Here is a 12,890-nt window from a genome sequence, read left to right on the forward strand (position 1 = left end):
TCGGGTGAACGCCCTCCTCGTCGTCGTCGCGATCCTCGGCGTCTCCGCCTCCGGCCCCCTGATGGCCGGGGCGTCCGCCCCGGCGCTGGCGATCGCGTTCTGGCGCAACGCGCTCGGCACCCTGGCCATCGCTCCCGTCGTCGCGCCCCGTGCCCGACGCGAGCTGGCGACGCTCGGACGCGACCTCTGGCGCACGACGGCCTTCGCGGGCGTCATGCTCGCGGTGCACTTCGCCACGTGGGTCACGGCGCTCAAGATGACGTCGGTCGCGGCCGCCACCGCGATGGTCAGCATGCAGGTCGTGTTCGTCGTCGTGATCGACCGGTTCCGGGGCGAGCTCACGCCCCGCTCCGTGATCGGGGGCATCTCGCTGGCGATCGTCGGCGTCCTCGTCATCACCGGCGTCGACTTCTCGCTGTCGGCCCGCGCGCTCGTCGGCGACCTGCTCGCGCTGGTGGGCGGCCTGACCGCGGCCCTCTACATGATCGCGGGCAGCCGGGTGCGCGAGCGCCTCTCGACGGGTTCGTACACCGTCGCCTGCTACGGGATCTGCGCCGCGACGCTGCTGGCCGCGTGCGTCGTGGCGCAGGTCGAGATGGTCGACTTCAGCGGACGCACGTGGCTCGCGATCGTCGGCGTGACGATCTGCGCGCAGCTGCTGGGGCACTCGGTGCTCAACCACCTGCTGGCGGTCATGAGCCCCGGACTCATCTCGCTCCTGCTGCTCCTCGAGGTGCCCGGCGCCGCGATCCTGGCCGGCATCTTCCTCGACCAGACGCCGCCCGTGGGCGTGTACGCAGGGCTCGCGCTGATCCTCGCGGGGCTCGTGGTCGTGGTGCTGCGCCGTCCGCCGTCGGCCCCCGCGATCGCCGACTGAGCGGACCCGCAGGTTAACGTCTTGTAACGCAGGTCACCTCGTCGTCGAGGGGACGTGCCCGTTACTTGTCGGTACATTCAGCAGGTCGTCGAAGGCCGCACGCCAACCGTTGGAGGAGCACGATGGGTCGTCTTGTCAGCACCGAAGGTCTCACCGAGGATCAGCAGGAGATCCTGAAGCTCGTCCGGCAGTTCGTCGAGAAGGAGATCATCCCGGTCGCGACGGAGCTCGAGCACAAGGACGAGTACCCGACCGAGATCGTCGAGGGCCTCAAGGAGCTCGGCATCTTCGGCCTGATGATCCCCGAGGAGTTCGGCGGGCTCGGCGAGTCGCTGCTGACGTACGCGCTGGTCGTCGAGGAGATCGCCCGCGGCTGGATGAGCGTCTCGGGTGTCATCAACACGCACTTCATCGTGGCGTACCTGCTGATGCACCACGGCACCGACGAGCAGAAGCAGAAGTACCTGCCGAAGATGGCCACCGGCGAGGTCCGCGGCGCCTTCTCGATGAGCGAGCCGAGCCTCGGGTCCGACGTCTCGGCCATCTCGACGAAGGCCACCCGGACCGACGACGGCGGCTACGAGATCACGGGCCAGAAGATGTGGCTGACCAACGGTGGCTCGTCCACGCTGGTCGCCGTCCTGGTCAAGACCGACGAGGGCGCCGAGAGCGTCTACAAGAACATGACGACGTTCCTGGTCGAGAAGGAGCCCGGCTTCGGCGAGACGGCCCAGGGCGTCACGGTGCCCGGCAAGATCGACAAGATGGGCTACAAGGGCATCGACACGACCGAGATGATCTTCGAGAAGCACAAGATCTCGGCCGATCAGATCCTCGGCGGAGCGCCGGGCCAGGGCTTCTACCAGATGATGGACGGTGTCGAGGTCGGCCGCGTCAACGTCGGCGCCCGCGCCGTCGGCATCGCCAACCGTGCCTTCGAGCTCGGCATCGCCTACGCGCAGCAGCGCGAGACGTTCGGCAAGCCGATCGCCCAGCACCAGGCGATCCTGTTCCGCCTGGCCGAGATGGCCACCAAGGTCGAGACCGCCCACGCGCTGGTCGTCAAGGCCGCCCGCCTCAAGGACGCCGGCAAGCGCAACGACGTCGAGGCCGGCATGGCCAAGTACGTCGCCAGCGAGTACTGCAACGAGGTCGTGCAGGACTCGTTCCGCATCCACGGTGGCTACGGCTACTCCAAGGAGTACGAGATCGAGCGTCTCTACCGCGAGGCCGCGTTCATGCTGATCGGTGAGGGCACCTCCGACATCCAGAAGATGATCATCGGCCGCGCCCTCCTGAAGGACTACAAGATCTGAGACGACCTCTCTGCTGAATAGGTCGAAAAGGGTCACGAGGACGCTCGGCGACCTCTACGCTGTCCGACGGTCCGACGGAGTGTCGGCTCCCAGCGATAGCGCGACGTGTGTCGCGAGTTCAGAGGTTCTTGCATGTCCTTGTCCCGACGCGTGCTCGCGTCCGCCGTCTCCGCCGCCCTGGTCGCGGTCGTCCCCGTGGTCATGGCTCCCGCCGCGAACGCCGATCTGCCTGCCGCACCGTCGTACTACCCGTCCGGTCCCCAGAAGGACGTGCCGGTGTCGACCGTCACGGCCGGCGGGTGGAAGCAGTGCGCGATCAAGACCATGGGTGAACCGGTGGGCGAGTCGGCCGGGAAGATCCTCGGCACGTGCGCGGGCGAGTACCTGCTGCTGGCCGGGCGGACGACCGGCGGCAGCACGCTGGCACTGCTGGCCGCCGCCCCGCGGGCCGAGGCCATCGCCGTGACCAGCGGCAACGTCACGCATCTGGTCAACGGATCCGAGTGGTACTACCGCTCGAACTGGTCGTGGGGCTTCGCGGGTCAGGGCGAGCAGGTGCAGCTGTCGTCGTGCGACGTCAGCGCCGGCGGCGACAAGCTGTGCCTGCACACCCTCGACAACGTCGGCGGGTTCCGCATCGGCGACGTCATGGGTCTGAACGACAGCACCGACTACGAGGTCGTGGCGTACGAGCCGGGTGTGACCAAGGTCGACCAGACCGTCACGATCACGTCGACGCGTCCCGACCCTGCGTCGATCGGCTCGACCTACACCGTGGCCGCGACCGCCAGCTCGACGCTGCCCGTGTCCTACTCGCTGACCGACGCCAGCACGAGCGTCTGCTCGATCGACGGCGCGGAGGTCACGTTCGAGCACGCCGGCTCCTGCACGGTGAAGGCCGACCAGGCCGGCGACGACGGGCACAACGCCGCACCGACGGCGCAGGAGACCATCACGGTCGCCAAGACCGCACAGACCGTCGCGATCGACTCGACCCCGGCGGCTGCGGTCGTCGGTGCGACCTACACGCCGACCACCACGAGCAGCGGCGGTGGCTCGCCGGTCGTGCTGGGCGTCGAGGGCGGCGCCTGCACGCTGGCCGACGGCACCGTGACCTTCACCCACGCGGGCCAGTGCACCGTGACGGCCGACCGCGCGGGCAGCGAGGACTACTCGGCCGCCACGCAGGCACGTCAGGAGATCGTCGTCGGCCAGGCCGCCACGAAGACGACCCTCACGGTCGAGCCCGAGCGCCTCGTCGCGGACGTCGCCGTCACGGCGCCCGGCGCGGGCGACCCCGGCGGGACGGTCGACTTCCTCGTCGGCGGCACGTCGGTCGGCGCCGCGGAGGTGAAGGACGGCCAGGCCGTCCTGACGTACGCCGTCCCGGGCGGACAGTCCCGCCAGGTGGCGGCGAGCTACACCGGCACCGAGGACTTCGCGGGCTCGTCGACCTCCGTGACCCGCAACGACCCCACCATCACGGCCTCGCTCAGCAGCTCGTCGGCGAGGTCGGCGGCGGGTTGGTACCGCAGCCCCGTCACCGTGAGCTTCACGTGCGCGCCGAACGGTGCGCCGCTGGTCACCGAGTGCCCGTCGCCCGTCACGATCGGGGCCGAGGGCGTCGCCCCGGCGATCACGCGCTCGATCTCTGCGGCCGACGGTGGCGTGGCCACCGTGAGCGTCGACGGCATCGCGGTCGACCGGTCGGCACCGCGTGCCAAGGTCACCGGCGTCAAGGCCGGTCGCAGCTACGCGGGCACGGCGCCGAAGGCGCGGTGTGCCGCTCGGGACGCAGTGTCGGGCGTCGACTCCTGCACGGTGTCGCGCAAGACCAAGGGATCGCGCACGACGGTCACGGCGGTCGCCACGGACCGCGCAGGCAACACGTCGCGCGCCTCGGTGACCTACAGCACCCGCGCGGTCTACATCGACGGCGCACGCTACTCGCGCGGCGTCTACTCGGTGAAGGCCGGGCGGGCCTACCGCCTGGTCGTCGTCGGACGATCCGGCCGTCCCGTGTACTACGACGCCGAGGTCTCGCCGCGCAAGCCGTTCAAGCGCGACCACGCCTTCAAGAAGGCCGGCAGGAACCGGTGGGCCCTGTCGGTGCTGATGCAGAACGGCATGCAGCGCCAGAAGCAGTGGAACCTGGGCGTCAGGACGGGCTCGACGATGAACGTCCTGAAGGTTCGCGCGAGGTAGCGCACGGCGCACGGCCACGGGGCCCCGGACGGGATCGTCCGGGGCCCCGGTCCGCGCGACGGGACTACGCTGGAACCATGCCTCCCCTCCAGAACGGGCTCTTCGAGCTCGAGTTCCCCCAGTCGCTCGGGGTGTACGACAAGTACGCCGACGCCCAGAAGGTCGTCGACCACCTCTCCGACCACGACTTCCCGGTGCAGAACGTGCTGATCGTCGGCACCGACCTGCGCCAGGTCGAGCGCGTCACGGGCCGCCTGACCTGGAGCAAGGTGCTCTCCGCGGGCGCCTGGTCGGGCATCGGCATGGGTCTGTTCGTGGGCGTCGTGCTGTCGGCGTTCTCCGACGGCAGCGGCTTCCTGGCGACGGTGGCCGGGTGCGTGCTGCTCGGCATCGTGTTCGCGATGATCTTCTCGGCAGCGGGCTACGCCGCCACCCGGGGGCAGCGTGACTTCAGCTCGGTGCAGAGGGTCGTCGCCACCCGCTACGAGGTGCTGGTCGAGCACAAGCTGCTCGGACGGGCGCAGGAGCTGGTCAGCCAGCAGCCCGGGCTGCGCCCCGACCCCTTCGCCTGAGACGCCCGCAGATCGGGCATGCTGGGGCCGTGAACAAGACCAATCCCGGCAACTTCTTCGAGGACTTCGCGGTCGGCCAGGTCATCGACCACGCCACGCCCCGCACCGTCACCGAGGGCGACCGTGCGCTCTACCAGGCGCTGTACCCGACGCGGTTCGCGATCCCGTCGTCGGCCAAGTTCGCCGCCTCGGTCGGACTGGCCCCCGCGCCGGTCGAGGACCTCGTGGCCTTCCACATCGCCTTCGGCAAGACCGTCCCGGACGTGTCGCTCAACGCCGTGGCCAACCTGGGCTACGCCGAGTGCCGTTTCCACCGGCCGGTCGTGCCGGGTGACACGCTGCGCACGTCCTCGGAGGTCATCGGCCTCAAGCAGAACTCGAACGGCCGGACCGGCGTCGTGTACGTCCGGTCGACCGCGACGAACCAGCGCGGCGAGACCGCCCTCGACTGGGCGCGCTGGGTCATGGTGCACAAGCGCGACGCCGCCGCACCGGCGCCCGAGACCGTCGTCCCCGAGCTGGCCGACGTCGTCGCGCCGGCCGACCTCGTCGTGCCCGACGGCCTCGACTTCAGCGCCTACGACGTCGTCGCGGCCGGCGAGCCCCACCGCCTCGGCGACTACGAGATCGGCGAGACGATCGACCACGTCGACGGCGTCACGCTCACCGATCCCGAGCACATGCTCGCGACCCGGCTGTGGCAGAACACCGCCAAGGTGCACTTCAACACCGAGGCGCGCCCCGACGGCACCCGGCTGATCTACGGGGGTCACGTCATCTCGATGGCGCGGGCGCTGTCGTTCAACGGTCTGGCCAACGCCCAGCTGATCGCCGCGATCAACGCCGGCGCGCACGTCGCACCGGCGTTCGCCGGCGACACGGTCTACGCGTGGTCGGAGGTGCTCGACACGGCCGAGACGTCCGCCCCCGGCGTCGGCGCGCTGCGTCTGCGGCTCGTGGCCACGAAGGGTCGCGACGAGTCGACCATGCTGCGCGGCGACGACGGGAAGTACCGCGACGGGGTGCTGCTCGACCTCGACTACTGGGCGTTCGTCCCCCGATGAGCGACGACGCGACGCCCGTCGAGCTGTGGCTCGTCCGCCACGGCGAGACCGAGTGGAGCCGCTCGGGCCAGCACACGTCCGTCACCGACCTCGAGCTGACGCCCGACGGCGAGGCCGTCGCGGCACGCCTGACGCACCCGCTGGCCGAGCACCCGTTCGGCCTGGTGCTCACGAGCCCGCGTCGCCGGGCCCGACGCACGGCCGAGCTCGCGGGCTTCGCGCACGCCGAGCCCGACGCCGACCTGGCCGAGTGGGCCTACGGCGACTACGAGGGGCTCACGACGCCGCAGATCCACGAGTCCGACCCCGACTGGTCGATCTGGACGGGGACGACGCCGGGCGGCGAGACGGCCGCGCAGGTCGGCGAGCGGCTCGACCGCGTGGTCGCCCGGGCGCGGGCGGCCGGAGGACGCACCTTGGTGTTCGCGCACGGCCACTCGCTGCGCGTCCTGGCGGCCCGGTGGCTGGGGCTCGAGGTCTCGGAGGGGCGGATCTTCGACCTCGACACCGCGACGGTCTCGGTGCTCGGCGACGACCGGGGCACCCCCGTCGTCCGCCGCTGGAACGTCTCCGCCTGACGATCGTCCCGTCTGTGGCAGGCTGTCGGCCAACACATCGGGGGACGATCATGCTGAGAACCGTCGCGACCACCGCGCTGGCGTCGCTGCTGCTGGCTGCCTGCGGCGGTGGCTCGGACGAGCCGTCCGACACGGCACCGACGCCGACGGCGGGGGCGGGGGCGACCGCCAGCAGCAGCCCGACGCCGGAGCGCGTCCGCGCCGTCGAGGAGCTGACGGCCGCGCTGCCACGCAGCAGCCAGGTGCCGACAGGAGACCGGAAGATCGGGTCGTGCCCCGGGGACGACTCGTGCCAGGCCGACACGGCCTCGGTGACGATCGAGCTGACTCGGCCCGTCGGCGCCCAGGAGCAGGAGACGCTGGCGGCCGAGGAGTTCTCCAGGGACTTCGTCCAGGTCACCGCCACCGCCGGCACCGACGAGGCGGCACCGCAGACGACGCTCGCGACGATCCGCGACCGTGCGGCGCGCTACGTCGGCGCGTTCGACCTGCCGGCCACGAAGACGTCCGACACGACGTACACGCCGGCCGAGAAGGGCGAGGGGACGCTCGACGACGTCACGCTCGAGGGGTGGAAGGGCTTCGTCTCCGCGCGGGACGTGACGTTCGCAGACCCCGAGGGCGAGGGCGCGACGCACCCGTACCAGTCGACGCAGGTGCACCTGGTCAAGGGCACCACCTTGATCTCCTGCTACGTCACGGTGATGACCGGGCCGCGGGGCGCGGACGCGGCGACCGAGATGGCCCGGCAGCTGGCCACCGACTACATCCAGCGGCTGGGCTAGCGCGGGCGTCTCGATAGCCTGAGGCCGTGCGCATCGACCTCCACACCCACTCGAACCGATCCGACGGCACCGACACGCCCGGCGAGCTGGTCGAGAAGGCGGCGGCCCAGGGGCTCGACGTCGTGGCCCTGACCGATCACGACTCGACCGCCGGCTGGGCCGAGGCACGTGACGCCGCCGAGCGGGCCGGCATCGAGCTGGTCGGCGGCATCGAGATCTCGACGATGCTCGACGGCGTCAGCATCCACCTGCTGGGCTACGGCTTCGACCCCGACGATCCCGCGCTGCTGGCCGAGCTCGGACGCGTCCTCAGCGGTCGCGACGACCGGCTCCCGGCACTGCTGGACCAGCTCGCCGGCCACGGCATGCCCCTGACGGTCGACGACGTCGTCGCCCAGTCGGGGGCCGCGGCGGCGTCCGGCCGTCCCCACGTGGCCGATGCCATGGTCGCGGCGGGCTACGTCCGCGACCGCGACGAGGCGTTCCGCGACTGGCTCTACGACGACGGGCCGGTCTACGTGGCCCGCTACGGCACCCCGCTGCGCGACGCGATCGACCTGGTCGCCGCTGCCGGGGGCGTCTCGGTCGTGGCCCACCCGTGGGCCCGCAAGGCGCGACGGGTGCTGACGCCCGACGTCATCGCGGCCCTCGCGGCGCAGGGGCTCGGCGGGATCGAGGTCGACCACCTCAACCACTCCGACGAGGCGCGCACCGAGCTGAGGGGGCTGGCCCGCGACCTCGACCTCGTCGTGACGGGCTCGAGCGACTACCACGGTGCCGGCAAGGGGCCCGAGTTCCACCTCGGGGCGCACACGACGGCCCCCGAGGAGCTCGAGCGCCTGCTCGGTCGCTGACCGCCCGCGGCAGGGGGCCGGCTCAGCCGGTGGGGCCGAACTGCTCGACGCGCACGGCGTCGCTGCGCACGCCGGCCTCGCCGAGGATGCGGCCGACGAAGCTCACGAAGCCCACCGATCCGCAGACGTACGCCCGCTCGATCCCCTCGGCCAGCGACACGAGCTCGTCGGGGTAGATGTGGGCCGCGACCCGCTCGGGGCCGTCGGCCTGCGGCTGGTTCTCGCGGGTCAGCGCGATGAACGCGCCGTACTCCTCGAGCTCGTCGGCGTACGGCAGGCGGTCACGCGTCTGCGCCGAGGCCACGACGCGGAGCAGCGGCTCGGTGCCCGTGCGGCGCGCGTGCCGCATCATCGAGACGAACGGGACGACGCCCGAGCCACCCGCGACGCACAGCGACGGCGTCGTGCCGCCCCACACGAACCAGCGTCCGATCGGGCCGCGCACCTCGAGCTCGTCGCCGACCTCGACGACCTCGTGCAGGAAGCCCGAGACCTCGCCGCGGGGCATGCGCTCGACCATGATCTCGACCAGTGGATCGGCCGGGTCGGACGCGATCGAGTACGACCGCTGGGCCGTGTAGTCGTCGGGGGCCCGCAGGCGGACGACGTAGTGCTGGCCGGGCACGTGGTCGTGCCGGTCGGCGACCTCCAGGCGCAGCTTCACGAACGACGAGCCGACGTGCTCGACCTCGCGCACCGTGGCCGTCGTCCACGAGCTGGCGACCGGCTCGGGGAGCACCTCGTCGGCGGAGGTCGTCATGCATCGCCCTGGTAGCGCTGCTCGAGCCACGGGTCGCCGCGGTCGTGGTAGCCGTTGCGCTCCCAGAACCCCTGCTCGTCGTGGTCGCGCAGCTCGATGCGGGTGATCCACTTGGCGGACTTCCAGAAGTACAGGTGCGGCACGAGCAACCGGACCGGGCCGCCGTGCTCGGGCGTCAGCGGCTTGCCGTCGAACTCCCACACGAGCCAGGCCTTGCCGCCCGTGATGTCGGCGAGCGGCAGGTTCGTCGTGTAGCCCGTCGTGGCCGTCGCGAAGACGTGGGTCGCCTCGGGCCGCACGCCGGTGACCGCGAGGAGCGTGTCGACGCTGACGCCCGTGAACGTCGTGTCGAACTTGGTCCACGTCGTGACGCAGTGGATGTCGCCGAAGTACGTCGAGCCGGGCAGGGCGTGGATGCCGCGCCAGTCCCACGTCGTCGGGGTGTCGACGAGGCCGTCGACCGTCATGGTCCACGTGTCGACGTCGACCTGCGGCGTGAGCTCGGCCGTCAGCGTCGGCCACCCCGCGCCGGTGTCGTACTGGCCCGGCGGCAGGCGGTCGTCACCGCCCCGGCGGTCGCGTCCGGTGAATCCTCGTGTGACGGCCATCAGATCGTCTCCTCGTGCTGGGTCTGCAGGAAGGGCAGCCACGCGTCCATCAGGGCTGCGGGGTTCTCGACGGCGGGGGAGTGCGCCGAGTCGGGCACGACGTGGACCGTGGTGCCGAGCCGCTCGGCCAACGTGTCCTGGACGTCGTGCGGCCACGCGTCGTCGTCCGCGCCGCGACCCACCCACGTCGGCACGCCGGTGGCGAGCACGTCGTCGACGACGTCGGGGGCGTCGATCAGGTGCTGGGTGATGGCGCGCAGCGAGCGGGGGTCGTTGGACGTGAACCGCTTGGCCAGGAACCGCGTGATCTGCGCGGGACGCTTGATGCCCTGCTCGCGCAGCTCGTGGATGTCGAGCAGCGGCACCTTGCCGATCGCCGAGACGAGCTTGTGGAGCGGACGCCGGTCGGAGTCGCCGAGCGCCCCGGGGCCGGTGCACAGCAGGCTGAGGCTGCCCACCTGCGACGGCGCCAGGACCGTGGCGACCTGCGCGACCAGACCGCCGAACGAGTGGCCGAGCAGGTGCGTCTTCGCTCCGGTCGCGTGGGCCAGGTGCAGGGCGTCGCGGGCGAAGGCCTCGAGGGAGTAGTCGTCGCTGGGTCCGCTCTCGTACTGGCCCGCCTGGTCGTACGTGCGCGCGTCGTAGCCGCTCGCGGCGAGCAGGGGCAGCAGCGGCAGGAGGTCCTCCTTGCTGCCGGTCCAGCCCGGGACGAGCAGCACGGCGCCCCGGCTGGGGCCCACGGCGTCCGCCGACAGCACCGCGAGCTCGCCGTGCAGGCCGGCCTCGGTGGTGCGGACGACGCCGGGCGGCAGCTCGAGGAACTTGGGGACGCTCACGACTGCTCGCCCACGCGACCGCTCACCTCAGCGGCCACGCTTGGCCATCCGGGTGACGAACGGGGCCGGCAGGTGGCGGGCGAGGCCTGCGAGCACCTGGTAGCGCAGGCTCGGGATCGAGACCGCCTTGTCGCGCGCGAGGTCGGACAGCGATGCCGCGACGACCTTGTCGGCCTTGAGCCACATCCAGCGCGGGACGCCCGAGACGTCCATCTCTCCGCGCTGGTGGAACTCGGTGCGCACGAAGCCGGGGCACAGGGCCTGCACCGAGATGTTGACGTCGTCGTAGTGCACGTCGGCCCACCGCGACAGGTTGACGAGCCAGGCCTTGTGGGCCGAGTAGACGCCGCGCGGCGTGAAGGCCGCGACGCTCGCGACGTTGATGATCTGGCCCCCGCCGCGCCCGGCCATGGTCTTGATCGCGGCGTCCATGAGGTGCATCGGGGCGCGCACCAGCAGGTCGAGCTGGCGGTCCTCGTCGGCGATGTCGGTGGTGCCGAACCAGCCCGCCAGCGACGCGCCCGCGTTGTTGACCAGCAGGTCGACCGGACGGGTCGTGTCGGTCAGGGCGTTGGACGCCAGCTGCATGCCCTGCTCGGTCGACAGATCGGCCGTCACGACGTCGACGCGGACCCCCGAACGGTCGCGGATGTCGGCGGCGACGGACTCGAGGCGGTCGGTCGTGCGGGCCACGATCACGAGGTCGTGGCCACGTCGCGCGAGCTCCTGCGCGAACGCGAGGCCGATGCCTGATGTCGCCCCGGTCACCAGTGCTCGACGTGTCATGCACCCAGCATGCCAAACCCTCGCGCGAGCGCCCCCTCTGCGGTCGCATTACTGACACAATGGGCGCGTGACGACGACGATCGCGGTGGCCAACCAGAAGGGCGGGGTCGCCAAGACGACCACGGTGGTGTCCCTCGGGGCGGCGCTCGCCGAGCTCGGGCAGCGCGTGCTGCTGGTCGACATCGACCCGCAGGGCAGCCTGACGTTCTCGCTCGGCATCGACCCGGAGGACCTCGAGCTCACGGTCGCCCAGGTGCTGCTGGGCACCCAGCTGGCCGACGACGCGATCGTCGTGACCGACGACGGCATGCACCTGCTGCCGGCGAACATCACGCTGACGCAGGCCGAGGAGAGCCTCGTGGGCCGCACCGGACGCGAGCAGCGTCTGCGGGTCGCACTCGACAAGGTCGTCGACGACTACGACTACATCCTGATCGACTGCCCGCCGACGCTGGGCGTGCTGACCGTCGGCGCCCTCTCGGCGGCGCAGCAGGTGCTGATCCCGCTGCAGGCCGAGACGTTGTCGCACCGCGGCGTCGGGCAGCTGCTCGACACGATCCACGACGTCCGGCAGTTCATCAACCCCAGGCTCGAGATCATGGGCGTCCTGCCGACGATGTACGACGGCCGCACGACGCACGCCCGCAACGTCCTCGAGGCGATCGGCGAGACGTACGACCTGCCGGTCGTCCTGCCGCCGATCCCCAAGACCATCCGGTTCGCCGAGGCCCCGGCGATCGGTCGATCGGTGCTGTCGACGGCCAAGAACCACAAGGGAGCCGATGCGTACCGCGAGGTCGCGGCCGGCATCCTGGCGGCCGCGGGTGCGGCGACGGGCCCGAAGCGGGCACGCTCGCGCAAGCGGTCCGACTCCCCGGACTGAGCCGTCGACCCGGGGCTAGGATGACCGGGTGTCCAAGCACCGCGCCGAACGTCGTCCTGCCCGCCGGGCGGCCCTCGCCGTGGCCGCGCTGGGGCTCACGGCCGTCGTGGGTGCCGCCGCAGCGGTGGTGCCGCAGCTCGGCACGGACGCCGCCGACGCCCGGCAGGCGGTCGCCGCCCCCGGTGGCACGACGCCCACGGTGACGCAGGCCGCGCCGGTCGAGCAGGCCGCGCCGTCGACCGTCACCGAGCCGCAGGTCGACGTCGACGTCGACGCCGTCGCGCTGGCCGTCGACGATCCCGCCGTGCCGGCCGACTCCGGCGAGGGCCGGCGCATCGTGTTCTCCGAGACCGAGCAGCGGGTGTGGCTGGTCGACGCCGACGAGACCGTCGAGCGCACCTACCCCGTCTCGGGCAGCCGCTTCGACAACCTCGACCCGGGCACGTACCGCGTCCAGTCCAAGACGCGCGACGCGACGGCCTTCGACGCCAGCGGCACGATGGAGTACTTCGTCCGCTTCGCGACGGGGTTCAGCGAGCCGATCGGCTTCCACTCCGTGCCCCGCGACAACGACGGCGTCCTCGAGCAGACCAAGGCCCAGCTCGGCACGCCGCTGTCGGCCGGCTGCGTGCGGCAGTGGAAGCCCGACGCGATCGCCCTGTGGGAGTTCGCCCCCGTCGGCACCCCCGTCGTCGTCATCCCCTGACGCCGACGAGTCACGCACGCCCGCCGACGAGTCACGTACGCCCGCCGACGAGTCACGAAG

At 71.6% G+C, this 12,890-nt stretch carries 14 protein-coding genes; 10 read left to right on the forward strand and 4 right to left on the reverse strand.

The features are described 5' to 3' along the window. Positions 1-4 precede the first annotated feature (4 nt). From IFT73_RS19445 to IFT73_RS00550, 8 genes are all read left to right on the forward strand, one after another. The gene (locus tag IFT73_RS19445; protein WP_192165705.1) at positions 5-877 is read left to right on the forward strand and encodes a DMT family transporter; all 873 of its coding nucleotides are present in this window, start codon (positions 5-7) and stop codon (positions 875-877) included. 122 nt (positions 878-999) lie between these two features. Beyond that, positions 1,000-2,193, forward strand: a complete 1,194-nt coding sequence (locus tag IFT73_RS00520) for an acyl-CoA dehydrogenase family protein (RefSeq protein WP_192165707.1) — start codon at positions 1,000-1,002, stop codon at positions 2,191-2,193. Positions 2,194-2,325: 132 nt separating this feature from the next. Further along, positions 2,326-4,398, forward strand: coding sequence for an Ig-like domain-containing protein (locus tag IFT73_RS00525; RefSeq protein ID WP_192165709.1), 2,073 nt, complete (start codon positions 2,326-2,328; stop codon positions 4,396-4,398). A 77-nt stretch (positions 4,399-4,475) separates the two neighbouring features. Next, entirely contained in the window at positions 4,476-4,970 is a 495-nt protein-coding gene (locus tag IFT73_RS00530) for a general stress protein (RefSeq protein ID WP_192165711.1), read from the forward strand. Between the two features lie 29 nt (positions 4,971-4,999). Beyond that, positions 5,000-6,034 carry a MaoC/PaaZ C-terminal domain-containing protein gene (locus IFT73_RS00535; protein ID WP_192165713.1) on the forward strand — a complete coding sequence of 345 codons (1,035 nt, stop codon included), beginning with the start codon at positions 5,000-5,002 and terminating at the stop codon, positions 6,032-6,034. Beyond that, positions 6,031-6,612, forward strand: a complete 582-nt coding sequence (locus IFT73_RS00540) for a histidine phosphatase family protein (protein WP_192165715.1) — start codon at positions 6,031-6,033, stop codon at positions 6,610-6,612. The genes IFT73_RS00535 and IFT73_RS00540 overlap by 4 nt, the downstream gene beginning before the upstream one ends. 50 nt (positions 6,613-6,662) lie before the next feature. Next, positions 6,663-7,397, forward strand: coding sequence for a hypothetical protein (locus IFT73_RS00545; RefSeq protein WP_192165718.1), 735 nt, complete (start codon positions 6,663-6,665; stop codon positions 7,395-7,397). Between the two features lie 26 nt (positions 7,398-7,423). Beyond that, complete coding sequence (locus tag IFT73_RS00550; RefSeq protein ID WP_192165720.1) at positions 7,424-8,251, forward strand: PHP domain-containing protein; 828 nt, start codon at positions 7,424-7,426, stop codon at positions 8,249-8,251. 22 nt (positions 8,252-8,273) lie between these two features. On the opposite strand, the gene IFT73_RS00555 is transcribed toward IFT73_RS00550, so the two are convergent. From IFT73_RS00555 to IFT73_RS00570, 4 genes are read right to left on the reverse strand one after another with little or no spacing between them, the layout of a single operon-like run. After that, a complete protein-coding gene (locus tag IFT73_RS00555; protein WP_192165722.1) occupies positions 8,274-9,011 on the reverse strand; it encodes an FAD-binding oxidoreductase in 738 nt (245 codons plus the stop codon). Next, entirely contained in the window at positions 9,008-9,619 is a 612-nt protein-coding gene (locus IFT73_RS00560; protein ID WP_192165724.1) for a sulfite oxidase-like oxidoreductase, read from the reverse strand. The genes IFT73_RS00555 and IFT73_RS00560 overlap by 4 nt, the downstream gene beginning before the upstream one ends. Next, complete coding sequence (locus tag IFT73_RS00565) at positions 9,619-10,455, reverse strand: alpha/beta fold hydrolase (RefSeq protein WP_192165727.1); 837 nt, start codon at positions 10,453-10,455, stop codon at positions 9,619-9,621. The genes IFT73_RS00560 and IFT73_RS00565 overlap by 1 nt, the downstream gene beginning before the upstream one ends. Positions 10,456-10,482: 27 nt before the next feature. Then, positions 10,483-11,241, reverse strand: a complete 759-nt coding sequence (locus IFT73_RS00570) for an SDR family oxidoreductase (RefSeq protein ID WP_056606878.1) — start codon at positions 11,239-11,241, stop codon at positions 10,483-10,485. Between the two features lie 67 nt (positions 11,242-11,308). Here IFT73_RS00570 and IFT73_RS00575 point away from each other — a divergent pair, with 67 nt between their 5' ends. Further along, entirely contained in the window at positions 11,309-12,124 is an 816-nt protein-coding gene (locus IFT73_RS00575; RefSeq protein ID WP_192165729.1) for an AAA family ATPase, read from the forward strand. Positions 12,125-12,152: 28 nt separating this feature from the next. Beyond that, the gene (locus IFT73_RS19450) at positions 12,153-12,830 is read left to right on the forward strand and encodes a L,D-transpeptidase (protein ID WP_192165731.1); all 678 of its coding nucleotides are present in this window, start codon (positions 12,153-12,155) and stop codon (positions 12,828-12,830) included. The last annotated feature ends 60 nt before the right edge of the window (positions 12,831-12,890 follow it).

The sequence above is a fragment of the Aeromicrobium sp. CFBP 8757 genome (assembly GCF_014841755.1).
Lineage (GTDB): Bacteria > Actinomycetota > Actinomycetes > Propionibacteriales > Nocardioidaceae > Aeromicrobium.